At 70.1% G+C, this 15,337-nt stretch carries 11 protein-coding genes; 3 read left to right on the top strand and 8 right to left on the bottom strand.

Translation table 11 applies throughout. The features are described from left to right. Nucleotides 1-21: 21 nt before the first annotated feature. Nucleotides 22-1,437 carry an FAD-dependent oxidoreductase gene (locus tag QN206_00915; GenBank protein ID MDR7613367.1) on the bottom strand — a complete coding sequence of 472 codons (1,416 nt, stop codon included), beginning with the start codon at nucleotides 1,435-1,437 and terminating at the stop codon, nucleotides 22-24. A gap of 40 nt (nucleotides 1,438-1,477) precedes the next feature. Here QN206_00915 and mutS point away from each other — a divergent pair, with 40 nt between their 5' ends. Both mutS and mutL read left to right on the top strand, forming a co-directional pair. Further along, entirely contained in the window at nucleotides 1,478-4,090 is a 2,613-nt protein-coding gene (mutS, locus tag QN206_00910) for a DNA mismatch repair protein MutS (protein ID MDR7613366.1), read from the top strand. After that, on the top strand, nucleotides 4,090-5,766 hold the full coding sequence (gene mutL / locus QN206_00905; protein ID MDR7613365.1) for a DNA mismatch repair endonuclease MutL: 1,677 nt from the start codon (nucleotides 4,090-4,092) through the stop codon (nucleotides 5,764-5,766). The genes mutS and mutL overlap by 1 nt, the downstream gene beginning before the upstream one ends. Before the next feature lie 47 nt (nucleotides 5,767-5,813). On the opposite strand, the gene QN206_00900 is transcribed toward mutL, so the two are convergent. Together QN206_00900 and QN206_00895 are read right to left on the bottom strand one after the other, a co-directional pair. Next, on the bottom strand, nucleotides 5,814-6,614 hold the full coding sequence (locus QN206_00900) for an inositol monophosphatase family protein (GenBank protein ID MDR7613364.1): 801 nt from the start codon (nucleotides 6,612-6,614) through the stop codon (nucleotides 5,814-5,816). Then, nucleotides 6,611-7,522 carry a hypothetical protein gene (locus QN206_00895; GenBank protein ID MDR7613363.1) on the bottom strand — a complete coding sequence of 304 codons (912 nt, stop codon included), beginning with the start codon at nucleotides 7,520-7,522 and terminating at the stop codon, nucleotides 6,611-6,613. The genes QN206_00900 and QN206_00895 overlap by 4 nt, the downstream gene beginning before the upstream one ends. A gap of 75 nt (nucleotides 7,523-7,597) precedes the next feature. Between QN206_00895 and QN206_00890 the strand changes: the two genes are divergently transcribed. After that, nucleotides 7,598-8,080 (top strand): GNAT family N-acetyltransferase, encoded by a 483-nt coding sequence (locus QN206_00890; protein MDR7613362.1) that lies wholly within the window; start codon nucleotides 7,598-7,600, stop codon nucleotides 8,078-8,080. Here QN206_00890 and QN206_00885 read toward each other — a convergent pair. The 5 genes from QN206_00885 to QN206_00865 all read right to left on the bottom strand — a co-directional run bounded on the left by QN206_00885 (nucleotide 8,077) and on the right by QN206_00865 (nucleotide 15,285). Beyond that, nucleotides 8,077-9,207 (bottom strand): citrate/2-methylcitrate synthase, encoded by a 1,131-nt coding sequence (locus tag QN206_00885; GenBank protein MDR7613361.1) that lies wholly within the window; start codon nucleotides 9,205-9,207, stop codon nucleotides 8,077-8,079. The genes QN206_00890 and QN206_00885 overlap by 4 nt on opposite strands. Nucleotides 9,208-9,253: 46 nt before the next feature. Further along, nucleotides 9,254-10,774: a hypothetical protein gene (locus QN206_00880; GenBank protein ID MDR7613360.1), complete on the bottom strand. Its 1,521-nt coding sequence runs from the start codon at nucleotides 10,772-10,774 to the stop codon at nucleotides 9,254-9,256. Between the two features lie 10 nt (nucleotides 10,775-10,784). Beyond that, a complete protein-coding gene (locus tag QN206_00875) occupies nucleotides 10,785-12,320 on the bottom strand; it encodes an ABC transporter substrate-binding protein (protein MDR7613359.1) in 1,536 nt (511 codons plus the stop codon). A 76-nt stretch (nucleotides 12,321-12,396) separates the two neighbouring features. After that, the gene (locus QN206_00870; protein ID MDR7613358.1) at nucleotides 12,397-14,172 is read right to left on the bottom strand and encodes an iron ABC transporter permease; all 1,776 of its coding nucleotides are present in this window, start codon (nucleotides 14,170-14,172) and stop codon (nucleotides 12,397-12,399) included. A gap of 33 nt (nucleotides 14,173-14,205) precedes the next feature. Further along, the gene (locus tag QN206_00865) at nucleotides 14,206-15,285 is read right to left on the bottom strand and encodes an extracellular solute-binding protein (GenBank protein MDR7613357.1); all 1,080 of its coding nucleotides are present in this window, start codon (nucleotides 15,283-15,285) and stop codon (nucleotides 14,206-14,208) included. Nucleotides 15,286-15,337 lie beyond the last annotated feature (52 nt).

Below are 15,337 nucleotides of genomic sequence, written 5' to 3'. Positions count from 1 at the left end.
GGTCCAGGACCCGGTTCGCCCCTACTCCCCCAGGTAAACGCCCTGGGTTTTGAGGAGGCGCTGGACCTCCTGCAGGAGCTCCGGCCGACGGGCGACCTCCGCCGGGGTGCATCCGCGTCGGGCGCAGAAGGCGGCCACCACGCCTGCTGCCTGTCCCATGGACATGGTGGTGGGGATGACCCGGGCGGATCCCGCGGCCTCCGAGGTGGCAGAGAAGGATCGGGAGGCCACGAGGAGGTTGCTGATCCCCCGAGGGATGAGGGAGCGCAGCGGGATTCCGTAGACGATGCGCACGGGCGGGTACGGGTTCGTCCACCCCGGCACGTACGGGTGGATGTCGATGGGATAGGAAGCGAGGGCGATGCGGTCCTGGAACGTGCGGCCCGTGAGGATGTCCTCCGCGGTGAGGGTATACAGCCCCACGATGTGGCGGGTTTCCCGGATGTAGAGCTGAGGCGCCCATCCCACGAGTTCCGCGGCCTCAAAGCCCGGAACCCCTTCCCGCAGGTGGCGCACCACGTGTGGCAGCTCCCGCCGGGCCCGTTCCATGCCCAGGGCCACCGACTCCGGCTCGAGCCCGTTCACGAAGTACACCTGCAGGGCGTTGATGAGCACGCTCCCGTCGTTCTGCAGGGCCAGGTTGGGGGCCAGGAGCCCCACCTCGGGCTGGGTGGGCCGGTAGCGCTGGGCCACCTCGTGGTAGCCCCAGGCGGCCTTGCCGTTTACGCCCCAGCGGGCGGGATCCGCGCCCGCGGCCTTGCGGCGCATGAGGTCCGCCACGAGCCGGCTCCAATCGACCCCCCGCACCCGGAAGATGAGGGTGGCGGGCTGCATCCAGGGCTTCCCGTCGGGGCGTGGCTTTCCCAGCACGTAGGGCACGCCCGCGGCCGCGGCGACGTCCGCATCATCCGTGGCGTCCACCACCTGCTTGGCCCGCACCGCTAAGGTGCGCTGCCAGTCCCGGTCCTCGAACTCCGCCCCCGCGATCCGGTCTCCTTCCCGGAGGATCCGCAGCAGCGGCGCGTTGGTGGTGGAGCCCACGAGCGGCTCCCGCCACACGGCCCAGGTGAGCTTCTCCACCGCCTCCTCCAGGTCAAAGCTCAGACCCAACTGCTTGTAGTACTCGAGGAAGATGCCCCGGGTGAGGTGGGCCCCCTCCGGGGTGAGGTTCATGTCGAAGGTGGTGAGCCAGGCCCAGGTGATGACCCCACCCAACTTGGGCAGAGCCTCCACCAGGTGCACCCGGCGGCCCATGCGGGCCGCGGCCGCCGCGGCCGCGATCCCCGCGGGGGTTCCCCCGATGACGAGGACGTCCACGGACAGGGTGCGGGCTGGGGCAGCCTCCAGCCGGGCAGCAAGGAGCAGCCCCACCAGGAGGGGGATCGCCCTCCGGATCCAGGTCGCGCGCCCGTTGTTTTCAGTCTTCCGCGCCTTCATGCACTTCCTATAATGGGGTGCACCGGCCGGGGAGGGAACCGTGAGCACGTCCGCGGAGGAAAGAAAGCGCGGCCGGCGGGAGAAGGACGAGCTCGTCCCCTCCCGCCGTCAGTATCTGGAGCTCAAGCGGCAGTACCCGCACGCCATCCTCCTCTACCGGCTAGGCGATTTCTACGAAGCCTTCGACGAGGATGCCCGCCTCGTGGCCCGGGACGCCCGGGTGGTGCTCACCTCCCGCAGCTTCGGCCGCAGCGGTCGGGTCCCCATGGCGGGCATCCCGCACCACGCCCTCCACCACTACCTCGCGCGCCTGCTCGCGGCAGGCCACACCGTGGCCATCGCGGAGCAGCTCAGCCCGCCCGGCAGGGGGCTCATCGAGCGGGCGGTCACCCGGGTGCTCACCCCGGGGACCGTGGCGGAGCCGGCGCTTCTGCCCGCCTCCGAGAACCGCTACCTGGCTGCCATCCTCCCCCTGGACGGGCGGTGGGGGCTTTCGTGGGTGGACGTGAGCACCGGGGAGTTCGCCACCATGGAGCTCGAATCCGCCCCGCAACTGCTCGAGGAGCTCGCGCGCCTTGCACCCGCGGAGTGCCTGGTTCCTGGAGAGCTTCCGGAGATCCGGCTCCCCGGGCGCGTCACGCGGCTCGATCGGTGGCTATTTGATCCCGAGCGGGCCCGCAACGCCCTGTGCGCCCACTTCGGGGTTCGATCCCTCGAGCCCTACGGCTGCGGTGCGCTACCGGCCGCCACGGGAGCTGCGGGCGCCATCCTCGCCTACCTGGAGCGCACCAACCCCGCCTTCTTGCCGCTGCTCGTGCGGCTGCGCACCGAGACCCTGCGCCATCGGGTAGGTCTGGATCCCGCCACCCGCCGGAACCTGGAGATCACCCGCAGCCTGCGCACGGGAAGCGTGCGAGGGAGTCTGCTGGGGGTGCTGGACCGGACCCGCACCGCGCAGGGAGCCCGGTGGCTGCGCCGGATGGTTTCCCAGCCCATCCGGGATCTTCCGGAGCTGCGGCGGCGGCAGGAGGTGATCGAGGCCCTGGTGGCGGATCCCGTAGGGCGGGCCGCCCTCGGGGCGGAACTCGCGGCCGTGGGAGACCTGGAACGACTGGTGGGCCGGGTGGTCCACCGGCAGGCCTCGGGTCGGGAGTTCCTCGTCCTGCAGACGGCCCTGGAAGCCGTGGGCCGCATCGTGGAGCGGTTGCGGTCCAGCCGCAGTCCCGCCCTGGAGGCCCTCGCGGGAGGGCTGGATCCGTGCGCGGATGTCGCGGAGCTGGTGAGGCGCGCGGTGGTGGAGGACGAGGAGGGGGTGCGTATCCGCCCGGGGTACTGCCCGGAGCTCGATGCGGCCCGCGAAGAGATCCAGGAGACCCGGCGGTGGCTGTTAACCCTCGAGGCCCGGGAGCGGGAGCGGACGGGGATCCGGTCCCTGAAGGTGGGCTACAACAAGGTGTTCGGGTACTACATCGAGGTCACCCGCCCGAACCTGCACCTCGTGCCCCCGGACTACATCCGCAAGCAGACCGTGGCCACGGGCGAGCGCTTCTACACCCTGGCCCTCAAGGAGGCGGAGGCCAGGATCCTCAGCGCGGAGGAGCGCCTGGGCGAGCTGGAGCGGGAGGCCCTGGAACGCCTCACCGCCGAGGTGGTGGCCCACGTGCCGCGGCTCCTGGACCTTGCCGCCCGGATGGCGGAGCTCGATGCGTTCCTCTCCTTGGCGGAGGTGGCGGCGCGGTGGAACTGGACCCGGCCGGTCCTGGAAGAGGGGGAGGACCTGGAGATCGTCGAGGGCCGGCATCCCGTGGTGGAGGCGAACCTCGAAGGGGAGGCCTTCATCCCCAACGACTGTCGGCTTGGCGGGGATGGCCCCCGCATCCTGCTCGTCACCGGCCCCAACATGGGCGGGAAGTCCACCTATCTGCGGCAGGTGGCCCTCATCGTGCTGCTGGCGCAGATCGGATCCTTCGTGCCCGCCCGCGGGGCCCGCATCGGGCTCGTGGACCGCATCTTCACCCGGGTGGGTGCCCAGGACGACCTCGCGGGCGGGGCCAGCACCTTCCTGGTGGAGATGATGGAGACCGCGACCATCCTACACCAGGCCACCCATCGCAGCCTCGTCATCCTGGACGAGGTGGGCCGGGGCACCGGAACCCAGGACGGGCTCGCCATCGCCCGCGCGGTGCTGGAGGACCTCCACGACCGCATCGGGGCCCGCACCCTCTTCGCCACCCACTACCTGGAGCTCACCTCCCTCGCGGGGAAGCTGCCGAAGGTGGCCAACGTGCACCTCGCAGCCACGGAGCACGACGGCCGCGTGATCTTCCTCTACCGGGTGCGTCCCGGGCCCGCGAGCCGCTCCTACGGGATCCAGGTGGCGCGGCTTGCGGGGATCCCGAAGTGGGTGGCGGACCGCGCAGAGGCCTTGCTGATGGAAGCCACCGCCCCGCCGGGCCCCGTCCAGGCACCCTCCGATCCGCGGAAGCCCCCGGGGAAGGCAGAGCAACTTCCCCTCGACGGGTTTGGACCCGGGCCGGACCCCGCGGAGCAGCTCGTGCGGGCCCTCCGGGAGCTGGACCTCGAGCACCTCTCCCCGCTGGAGGCCCTGAGCTGGCTTGTCCGCCAGAAGAGCCGGCTCGCGGGCGGCCCCTGATGCGCTCTCCCATCCGGATCCTGCCCGAGCACGTGGTGGCGCGGATCGCCGCGGGCGAGGTGATCGAGCGGCCCGCCTCCGTGGTGAAGGAGCTGGTGGAGAACGCCCTGGATGCCCAGGCACGGAACGTGCACGTGGAGGTCTACGATGCGGGGTTTGGCCTTATCCGGGTGAGCGACGACGGCATCGGGATCCCCGCGGAGGAGCTGTGGCTCGCCTGCCAGCGGCACGCCACCAGCAAGCTCCCAGAGGACGACCTGCTCCACATCCGCACCCTGGGCTTCCGGGGAGAGGCCCTTCCCAGCATCGCCGCGGTGTCGGAGCTGGAGCTGGTGAGCGCCACGGGGGCGGACGGGGTGGGGGCCCGGGTGGTGGTGCGGCACGGCCGATGCGTGCTCCAGGAGCCCGCACCCCGGCTCCGGGGGACCACCGCCACCGTCCGGCACCTCTTCGACCGCGTCCCCGCGCGCCGGGCCGCCCTGCGGAATCCCCGGACCGAGACCGCCCAGATCGTCCAGACCGTGCGCCGGCTCGCCCTCGCGGCTCCGCACGTGGCCTTCTCCCTCTCCGTGGACCGGCGGGCCGTTCTGCGCACCAGCGGCTCCGGGGATCTGGAGACGGCCCTGGTAGAGGTGTACGGCGCGGGGATCGCGGGTCGGCTCGTGCGCCTGGAACCGGTGGAGGTGGGCAGGGCCCGGGTCGAGGGGTTCGTGAGCGCCGTGGAGGTGACCCGGCCCCACCGGGCCGACCTGCACTTCATCACGAACGGCCGGTGGGCGCAGCCGAGGGGACTCGTGCGCGCGCTGGAGGCCGCGTACCGGTGGATCCTCCCCCGTGGCCGGCACCCCATCCTCGCGGTGACCATCGAGACCGCTCCGGAGCTCGTGGACGTGAACCTTCATCCCGCAAAGCTAGAAGTGCGGCTCGTGGAGGAAGCGGCCATCGCCACGGGCCTGAGCGAGCGGGTCCGATCCGCCCTCGGCCGCCGGCCGAAGACCCTGGTCCTCCTTGGGCCTCCCCCATCCCCAAGTCCCGCGGACCGGGTGGAGGAGAGGCCGGAGGGCTGGGAGGTGGACCGCATCGTTACGCCGAACCTCCCTCCCCTGCGATTGGTGGATCAGGTGCAGGACCGGCTCCTCCTCCTCGAGGGCCCGGATGGCCTGTACCTCGTGGACCAGCACCGGGCCCACGAACGGGTCCTGTACGAGCACCTGAGGTCCGCGCACGCGGCTTCTGCTCCGCCCTCCGTGGAGCTCCCGGATCCCCTGGTGATCGATCTCCGCCCCAGTCAGGTGGACCGGTTTGCCCGTCGGCTCGGGGAGTTCGAGTCCCTGGGGTTCCGGCTGGAGGTGTTCGGGGCGCGGGCGTTTCTGGTGCGTGCGGCTCCGCCCCTTCCCGGGGTACTGGAAGTGGGCGAGGCGGAGGAGGTGGCGCGGGTGCTGGTGGACCTGGCGGAGGAGGAGCCAGAGGAGATGGAGGGGTGGAGGGAGCGGTTGCTGGTGGAGCTCGCCTGTCGCACCGCGGTGCGCAGGGGCCGGAGGCTGGAACGTCAGGCCATGCGGGAGCTGGTGGAGGCGTTGGGTCGGGTGAGTGCTCCGGCCGTTTGCCCGCACGGCTCACCCGTGATCCTGCAGGTCACGGAGGAAATTCTCGGGCGGCAGTTCCGATGGCGGTGAAGCGCGTGGGAGCCGCGACCGCAGGGCTTTCCGGAGCGGCCCCCCGCTCACGCCCCCCGAACCAGATGCAGCATGGCTTCGTGCAGGAGGCCGTTGGTGGCCAGGAGGTCCCGGGTGTACACCGTGTAGGGCGAGCCGTCCATCCCCGTGACCACGCCGCCCGCCTCCAGCACCAGGAGTGCCCCTGCGGCCACATCCCACGGGTTCAGATCCGGCTCCCAGAAGGCGTCCAGACGACCCGCGGCCACGGACGCCAGCTCCAGGGCCGCGCTTCCCAGCACCCGTAGGTCCTCCGCGGCCCTGGCCAAGGCACCCATCTGGGGCAGGTTGCGGCCTGTGACGCCGATGTCCGGAGGGGTGCCCGTGGCCACCAGGGCCTGCGCGAGCCGTCCGACCCGGGAGACCCGCAGTCGCTCCCGGCGGCTTCCCCGCAGGAGCCACGCGCCCCTTCCCCGCTCCGCCACGAAGAGCTCGTCCAGGATGGGGTGGTAGACCACCCCGACCCGGACCTCCTCCCCCGCCGCGAGGGCGATGGAGACCGCAAACCACGGGAGCCGGTGCGCGAAGTTCGTCGTACCGTCCAGAGGATCCACGTACCAGCACGGTGCTCCCGGCTTCGGCGATCCACCGCTTTCCTCCGCCACCACCCCGTATTCCGGGAAGGCCTCCCGCAACCGCGAGACGATACACGCCTCGCTGGCGTAGTCCGCCTCCGTCACGGGGCTCGTGGGCCCCTTGTACCGCACCTCTTCGGGCCGGCTGGGGCGGAGGAAGTGCTCCACGAGCACGTGCCCGGCCTCCCGGGCCGCCCGCACCGCCACGTCCACCGCGGGGGAGAAGGCGGTCATATCCCTAGGGGCCGGCTCACGGTCGCGAGCCGCAAGGGGCTTGTGACCCCCTCCTCCGTCACGTAGGCGGTCACCAGGCGGTCCGGGATTTGCTCGAACAGGAGGGGAGAGAGGTTGAGGGACTCCGGAGGCGTCCATTCCTGCACGAGATCCGCGGGCGAGCCCAGGACCGTGGGGAAGCCCTCGCGCAGCAGGGGAGGGAGGATCTTGATGGTCTGGGTGGCCACGTAGCACGGAACGCCCTGGGCCTGGGCTACGAGCAGGAGGGGTCGGGTGCCGATGGTGTTCACGAAGAACCCGGAGAGGGATACGGCCTCCGCCCCTGTGACCACCGCGGATGCCACGTCCATGTAGTAGGCCATGGCGCCGTCCACGGTGAGGGTGGTGTTGATGCCCTGCTCTGCCAAGGCCTGCGCGAGCCGCCGGCCGTCCAGCAATGGCCGGCTCTCGAACACCACCACGCTGAGCTCGGGGTTGTGCTGCCAGAGTTCCTCGATCACCGCCCGGACCGTCTGGCTGTTGGAGATGGTGAGGATCACGTGGGCATCCGCCAGGACCTCCGCGGCGAAGTGGGCGATCCGGGCCCGGGAGGTGGCGATGTGGGCCCGGTACCCGCCTAGCCAGTCCCGGAGTTCCTCCCGGATCTGCGGGAGGGGAGTCCCCTCCCGCACCATCTCCTCCGCGAACTGGATCGCGCGGTGGTGGAGGTTCATGAGGGGGGCGGAGGTGGGCTTTCGTTGCAGGAGCTCCCGGATGGCCCCGTCCAGGGCGGCCACGAAGGTCCGGGGATCCGTCTCCATGGAGGTGGCGATCCACGCCTCCAGGGCCTCCGCCGCGGCGAGGGCGATCTCCGAGGCGGTGACCCGCACCATGCTCTCCAGGGCGCGCAACCGCTCCTCCCAGCTCACACCTCCATTATCCGATGGGTCCCCGGGGAATTCCTGCAGCAGGAATTTGCGGGGCCGTTGCCCAACTAGCCTGGTATGCGCCAGCTGGAGCGGGTGCAGGTGCGCCCTGCCACCCTCCGCGATCTCCCTTACCTCGTGGAGGCGTGGGGGGAGCTGGCGCGCTACCACGAGCGGTTCGATCCCGGTTTCGCCCTCAGCCGCGGATGGCGTCAGTCGTATGCGGCGTATGTGTCCTCCCTGCTGGGCCGGGAGGACGTGTGCGTGGTGGTGGCCTGGGGTCCAGGGGAACTCGCGGGGATGGCGGTGGGCCGCACCATGCTGGCTCCCCCTTTCTTCCGGTACCGTCGGAGGGGCTACATCCAGGACGTGTACACCCGGGAACCCTACCGCCGCCAGGGAATCGCCCGTCGCATGGTGGAGCGGCTGGAGGCGTGGCTGCGCGCCCAGGGGGTCCGGCGCGTGGAGCTCACCGTGGCGCCCCAAAACCCCACGGCCCTTGCCTTCTGGGAGAGGATGGGCTACCGCCCCTACCTGCAGGTCTTCAGCAAGGCGCTCTAACGCTCCTCGATCGGGACGTAGGCAAGATCCATGGGTCCCGTGTACTCCGAGAGCGGGCGGTACAGCCGGTTGTCCGCCTGCTGCTCGAGCACGTGCGCGGTCCAGCCCGCCACCCGGCTTGCCGCGAAGGCACACGTCATAAGGTCTGGCGGAATGCCGAGGTTGTAGAGCAGCGAGGCGGAGTAGAAGTCCACGTTGGGGTAGATCTCCCGGTCTCCCCGCAGTTGCGCCACCAGGGCGTCCACCCGTTCGGACATCTCGTACCAGAGGAGGCCGCCGGTCTCCTCCCCCACCCGGCGGGAGAGTTCCCGCAGCACCCGGGCCCGGGGATCCTCCGTCCGGTAGACCCGGTGTCCGAACCCGGGAACCCGCTTGTGCTCCGCGAACAGCCGCCGGATGTACGGCTCCACGTTCTCCAGGGAGCCGATCTCCAGCAGCATCTCCATGGTCCACTGGGCCGCCCCGCCGTGGAGAGGCCCCTTGAGGGCGCCGATGGCCCCGCAGACGGCGGAGACCATGTCCGAGAGGGTGCTGGCGATGACCCGGGCGGTGAAGGTGGACGCGTTGTAGCCGTGGTCCGCGAGCAGCACGAAATAGGCGTCCATGGCCCGCTGGGCGAGCGGCGTGGGTCTCTCGCCCAAAAGCATGTACAGGAAGTTCGCGGCGTGCGGGAGCTCCGGGTCCGGCGGCACAGGTTTCTGGCCCGTGCGCAGCCGGTGGAAGGCGGCGATGACGGTGCTCGTGAGGGCGGTGAGCCACTTGGCCCGGCGAAGATTCGCCTCCCGGGACGTCTCTCGGGCGCCCTCGTCGAAGGCCAGAAGCGGCGAGAGGGCCGTGCGCAGGGCATCGAGAGGATCCAGAGTACTCGGGAGCGCCCGCAGGAGTTCCTCCACGGGCCGGGGGAGCGGCCGCATGGTGGCCAACTCCCTTCGCAGGGCGTCGAGCTCCGTTCGGTTCGGCAGCCGGCCATACCACAGGAGGAAACAGACTTCCTCGAAGGTAGACTTCCGGGCGAGCTCGTGGATGTCGTACCCGCAGTACACGAGCCGCCCCGCCCGTCCGTCGATGAAGCTCAGGGCCGTGGTTCCCGCAACAACGCCTTCCAGGCCTTTCGCGATCTGGGGCATGACGTCACCCGTTCCGGGGATTCTTCCGCTTCGACGATACGATCCCTCAAGGAGAGGTGTCAACGCGTGGACCGGGGTACAACACGAGAAGGGCGCGCGCGTCTCCCCGGCGGACCTCCACGTAAACGCGCCGCTCCCGGGGCCGGATTTCACTCCGCTCCAGCCCTCGGAGTTCCCCCGAGGGTCCCGTGCCCTCCGTGCGCCCGTATCCCTCATAGATCACCGCGTTCAGGAACTCCTCATCGTCCCGGAACGCGTACCCCATCTCGCGCTTGATCTCCTCGACCCCCTTCTCCCGCTCCTCGGCCTCCCGCTGCAACGCCTGCTCGATCTCCTTCGCCCGCTGGCGCCCCAGGATGCGGTCCCGGACATCCGGGTCCATCTGGTCCGCGCCCGACTCCTTGCCGAACCACCCCAGGGCGAACCGGATGACGTCGTCCGGCACCACCTCGTAGCGCCGTCCCGTGGCGATGTTGAACGCCGCCTGGGTGACCACCATCTGGGCGTACGGGGTGATCATCATGGGGTACCCCAGCTCCCGCCGGACCCGTACCACCTCCTGCAGGACGTCCTCCAGGCGGTTCTCCAGCCCCAGTTCCCGGAGCTGGTGCCGGAGGTTGGAGAGCACCCCACCGGGAACCCGGTGCTCGAAGTACCCGAGGTCGAACTCCGAGGGCCTTCCCTCGGGGAACCCGTGCGCTGCGGCAATACCCTGCAACGCCTTCGATGCGGCCTCCACCTCCCCGAGATCCAGCGGGCAGCGCCCTCCCAGGACTTGGAGATTCCGCAGGGTGCGGAGGAGGCTCGGTTGCGCGGTCCCGCTCGCCAGGGGAGGAATCCCCGTGTGAAGGATCCGGACCCCCGCCCGGACTGCCTCGACGTATGTCATGTCCGCGAGGCCGATGGTGCAATGGCTGTGCAGCTCGAAGGGGACAGATCCGCACGCGCTCTTCATGGCGGGGAGGATCTCCCGCGCCCGCTCTGGAGTCAGGATCCCCCCGAAGTCTTTCAGGTAGATGGCGTCCACGGAGAACCGCAACGCCCGGTGAACCTGCTCCACGTAGTAACCGACCGTGTGCCGGGGGGTGTCGTCGTACGCGACGGCGACCACCACCTGATACCCCAGCTCCCGGAGGAGGGGGACCATGTAGGGGAAGTCGATCTCCGCCTCGTCCATCCGGTTCGGGGTCATCTGCGCCCGGGTGAGGGCCTTCGTCTCCGCGATCTTCTGGAGATACAGGCGGAGGAGGCTTTGGGGAGCCCGGTACTCGAAGCCCCGCAACAGGGTCCCCACCATGCAGGCACGGGGGGTTCGCCGGACCATCTGACCCACGAGCCGACAGACGTCCCAGGGGTTCAGCTTCAGATCCCGGAGCATCTTGCGGAAGAAGATGGGATTAAGCGGCACCTCCATGGCTTGGAACCCGGCCCGGTCGATGGCCGGTGCCACCTCCCGGAACAGCTCCGGGCCGATCCAGCTGGCCCATAGGCTCTGAACCCCATCGCGGAGCGTGGTGTCCACGAACCCCACGGGGTCCTGGGAGGCGAGAGGTCCCGTCCCGGGCATCCGGTCCTCCCTACCGGGCGATCCAGGCATCGCCGGGCCTCCACCGCGGCCAGGTCCCGCCCTGCAGGTGCCCGGTGTTCCGCACATAGGGCTGGGCGATGTAGACCTTCCGGGGTCCGATCATCACTGGGACGACCGTGAGGTCCTGCAGGAGAACCCGGTGCAGCAGCTGCAGCTTGTGGCGCTGGGGAGTCAGCGTGGTCCGGGATTCCTGCCACACCTTCTCCAGGTCGGGCGGGCGCCTCATGCTGGCGTACACGGCGGGAGGGTTCGTGAAGAAGAACTCGACCCAGCTGTTGAAGTTGACGACGTAGCTCATGGTCTCGATCAGGAACCCGCGCCAACCCTTCTGCTGGTATTCCGAAAAGCGGGGCCGATCGACCATCTCCAGTTCCGCGCGAATGCCGACCCGTTCCAGGTACCCCTGGACGGCGGTGGCCATCTCCCGGGAGAGCACGGTGGGATCGAAGATGAGGCGCGTGCGGAAGCCATCTGGGTACCCGGCTTCCGCGAGCAGACGGCGGGCGCGCGCGGGATCGTAGGGGGGCAACGGGAAGTCCCGGAGGGCGGCGTCGTGGCCGGGATGGGCGATCTGGTTCGAGGCCTCGAATACGCCGTAGCCCAGGGCCCTGGCGATGGATTCCCGGTCTATGGCGGAGTACACCGCTTCCCGCACCCTCCGGTCGGCCAGGGGGGAGTCCGTGTTCATGGAATCGGGGACCAGGACGATGTTCACGGTGTGCAGGCCGCTGATCAGTTGGAACCGCCCCGTCGCCTTCAACTCGCTGATGATGACGGGGTCGCTGAAGCCCGCCACGTCCAGCTGCCCCGCCAGGAGGGCCGCTTTCAGCGTCTGCTGGTCCCGGAAAAACCGCAGCTCCAAGCGGTCCAGGTAGGGCTTCCCCCGGTCCCAGTACTGGTTGAACCGGACGAACTCCGCGAACGCGTTGGGGTCGTACCGGACCAGCCGAAAGGGGCCGGTGCCCACGGGCTCCCACTGGGCCCGCTCCTCCCCCACCCGCTGGATGTGCTGAGGGGAGACGATCTCCGTGGACCCGAGCCCGTCCAACCACAGGGGGAGTCCGTTGTGCCACTCCGTCAGGTTCACCCGCACGGTGGAGGGATCTACCACGTCCGCGGACCTCACCATGCGGGGAAGGCGGCGTGCCTCAATCTGCCTTTGCAGGTTGAACCGCATGGCTTCCGCGGTGAGCTCCGTGCCGTCGTGGAACCGGACCCCCCGGCGGATCCGCAACAGGATGGCCTTCCGATCCGGGGAGACCTCCCACCGCTCCGCGAGATAGGGGAAGATGCGGCCCCGCGCGTCCCCCCACAGGGGCGCCTCAAAGGCGACGCTTGCGGGAATGGACGCGTAAATCCCGCGCTTCCAGGGGATGCCGAACGGCCCTCCGGGCGGATCGTCTGCGACCCGCAGGGTCCCCCCGCGCAGGGGAGCTGGGCTGGCCGCGAGGACGGTCCCGACCAGCAGAGCGAAGAGCCCCAGGGCAGAAACCCCCAGCACCACGTACATCCATCTCTGTCTCATGATTCCCCTCCCATTCCGTCAGACTATCGCGTTGACAGGATCGTCCAACTCGATCAAGGTGCCTCCCGCGCACCCCTCACGGGGACTCCGGGAGCCCGCTCCCGGTGTGCGCTCGCCGGGTGCCGATTCGGGTGAGCACGCCCCGAAGCCCGACCACCCCGACCAGCGTGAGGACGGCCGCGGCGCACACCTCCTCGATCCTTCCCTGGTTCACCAGCACCACGAGCGCCACGGCCAGGACCTGGTTCCCGGGGGCCGCCAGCATGATGGACGCGCTCACCTCCCGGAGGATGATCAAAAAGCTGAGCAGCCACGCGGCCACCACGGAGGGCCACAGGAGCGGGAACACCACCTCCCACACCGCCCGCGCCGAGCCCACCCCACACACCCGGGCGCTCTCCTCCAGATCGGGGTTGAGCTGGGCGAGGGCGCCCTGCAGGATGCGCACCGCCACGGGAAGGCACAGGGTGATGTCCGCGATGACCAGGGCCCAGATGGTGCCGTAGAGCTGGAACGGGCCCGGCAGGAACGCGAAGGTCCACAGGAACCCCAACCCCAAAAGGACGCCGGGGATCCCCACGGGGACCCAGGTGGCGAGGTTCACCGCGGTCCGCAGCCGTGCCCACCGGCGGCCCCGTACCAGGAGGTACGCGACCCCCATCCCCAGCCCCACCACCGCGGAGGCGCCCGCAAGGCCCACCACCAGGGTGTTCTGGACCGCCTGGACCAGGTAACGGTCCCGGAGGAGGTTGCGGTAGTGTTCCCAGGTGAACCAGTTCTCTCCGAAGACGCCGAGCAACCGGGAGAACGATCCCAGGAGCAGGACCAGGGCTGGGAAGAGGATCGAGACGGCGCTGTAGAGCCCGCACAGACCTGCCGCCGCCCACCGCCACGGGCCGAGGGAGAGGCGGGCTACCCGGTAGCCGCGCCCTCCGATGGCGTGGAAGGTCTGGCCCTGCACGACCCTCCACTGGAGGGCCATGAGGGGGAGAAGGAAGAGCAGGGCCGCGATCCCGAGGGCGGAGGTCACCTGGTACTCGGGTCGCGCGCGGTGGTGGATCCGCTCGTAGACGTACACGGCGAAGGTCTTGATCCCACCGGGAAGACCGATCAGCAGCGGCCCCTCGAAGGTCTCCACGCCCCGGGCGAAGGCATAGAGGGCGGAGTTGGAGATCACGGGGAACATCAGGGGAAGCAGGATCCGCCGCAACACGACCCCCTGCCCCGCCCCGCTCACCCGGCCGGCCTCCTCCAGGCTCGCATCCAGGGCCCGCAGGGGTCCGGTGAGCACGCTCACCTGGAAGGCGACCCCGTACTGGGCGAGGAACCAGATGAGGCCTTCCCGGGTGTAGATGTTCACGAGCGGCCCAGGTAGCCCCAGGACCTGCAGGAGACGGTTCACCAGTCCCGCGCGGGGGGAAGCCGCGATGCTCCACGCCACCGCCAGGAGGATGGGAGGGATGAAGAGGGGCAAGGTCAGCAGGCTCTCCCACAGGCCCGCGAGGGGGACGTCCGTCCGGGCGATGAGCCAGGAGAGGGGAGCCGCGATCAGGAGGCTCAACGCCGTCGCGCCGGAGGCCACCGCCAGGGTCTCCAGGAAGACGGAGCGGACTTCGGGATCGCCGAGGGCCGCGAAGCCCGCTCCGCTCAAGGCACCCACGTCCCCGGGAGGGGAGGTGCTCAGGCTCCCGTACAGCAGCATTCCTACGGGCGAGAGCACGAGCAGGAGGACGGTGCTGCCGAGGAGGATCGGGAAAACGCCCCTCCCGCTCCACCCCCTCGCGTGCTTTCGGAGGGCGGCTCCCGCGGGCTGGAGCGGGGAGGACTTCACCTCCAGGGGTGTCCCTTCCACACAAGCCCCCTCAGGACGGCGACGCGTGTGCTCCTACCGGTAGATCTCCGCGGCGCGCCGAAGCCACTCCGGATCCCGCCGGGGATCGTCGATGGTGTCCCACAGCCGGGCCCGGAGGTACGGCCGGATCTCTTGAGGGGCCTGCGCGCCGAGCCCCGCCACCGCGGGGAGGATGTAGTCCTGGGTGAGACGCAGCTGGATCTCCCGGGACAGGAAGAACTCCGCAAAGAGCCGCGCCGCATTGGGGTGCGGGCTGCGGGCCGGGAAGGAGAGGCCGAGGTGGACGTACGGGGCTCCCTCCTTCGGGATGAGGAGTTTCACGGGACCGCCCCGGACCCGGGGATAGAGCCCGAGGGCGAAGGGAACCATGGCCGCGAACTCTCCCCGGGCGACCCGGGTGGCCGCGTCCGCGATGGCCCGGGTGAGGAACGGCCGCTGCTCGGCGAGGGCCTCCTGGTAGCGCCGGCCCAGCTGCTTGTAGGCCGCGGCGAAGAACACGTACCCTCCCCCGGGGGCCCGCGGGTCATCCATGATCATCTGTCCCCGCCACCGGGGATCCAGTAGATCCATCCAGCTCCGCGGTTCCGCATCGGGTCGGACGAGGTTCGTGTTGATCAGGATCCCGTACAGCTGCACCAGGGTGGTCAGCATGTGCTGCCCCAGCCCCCACTCCTCCATCTTCGCCCGCAACTGCGGGGAGACTCGGATGGCGCTGGGGAGGAAGTCGATGGGGCGGAGCACCCCTTCCTCCATCATCGGACGCACCGTGGAGGGCCCCACCGTCACGAGGTCCGCGATGGGACGCCCAGCCCGCTGCTCGACCCGGACGCGCTCGATGGACTCGCTGGCCCGCATGACGGCCACCTCTACCTTGATCCCGTAGGTGGCCTCAAACCGCTCCGCGGCGTACTGCACCGTGGGGACCGCGCCGCCGAAGGCGTCGTACACCACCAGGCGGCCCTCGCGCTTGGCCGCCTCCACCACCCGCCCCCACTCCCCGGCCCGGTCCGTGGGGGCAGCGAAGCCGGGCAATCCAGGGGCCCCGTACACCACCACCGCCCCGATCAGCACGAGCCCCACCAGACGGATCCCAAACCCTCCTCGCCCGCGCATGGTTCACCCCCCTAAGGGATGGTCTTTCAAACCGGGCTCCGCAAATCGCTTT

It is taken from the genome of Armatimonadota bacterium (assembly GCA_031460175.1).
GTDB classification, from domain to species: domain Bacteria; phylum Sysuimicrobiota; class Sysuimicrobiia; order Sysuimicrobiales; family Sysuimicrobiaceae; genus Sysuimicrobium; species Sysuimicrobium tengchongense.
Note: the sequence above shows the minus strand (reverse complement) of the source record. Positions and strands in the feature narration are given on the sequence as shown.

Bases quoted from the DNA above. Each gene is read 5' to 3' on its own strand.
- QN206_00915 (MDR7613367.1), bottom strand. From the start codon at position 1,437: ATGAAGGCGCGGAAGACTGAAAACAACGGGCGCGCGACCTGGATCCGG.
- mutL (MDR7613365.1), top strand. From the start codon at position 4,090: ATGCGCTCTCCCATCCGGATCCTGCCCGAGCACGTGGTGGCGCGGATC.
- QN206_00900 (MDR7613364.1), bottom strand. From the start codon at position 6,614: ATGACCGCCTTCTCCCCCGCGGTGGACGTGGCGGTGCGGGCGGCCCGG.
- QN206_00890 (MDR7613362.1), top strand. From the start codon at position 7,598: ATGCGCCAGCTGGAGCGGGTGCAGGTGCGCCCTGCCACCCTCCGCGAT.
- QN206_00885 (MDR7613361.1), bottom strand. From the start codon at position 9,207: ATGCCCCAGATCGCGAAAGGCCTGGAAGGCGTTGTTGCGGGAACCACG.
- QN206_00880 (MDR7613360.1), bottom strand. From the start codon at position 10,774: ATGCCCGGGACGGGACCTCTCGCCTCCCAGGACCCCGTGGGGTTCGTG.
- QN206_00875 (MDR7613359.1), bottom strand. From the start codon at position 12,320: ATGAGACAGAGATGGATGTACGTGGTGCTGGGGGTTTCTGCCCTGGGG.
- QN206_00865 (MDR7613357.1), bottom strand. From the start codon at position 15,285: ATGCGCGGGCGAGGAGGGTTTGGGATCCGTCTGGTGGGGCTCGTGCTG.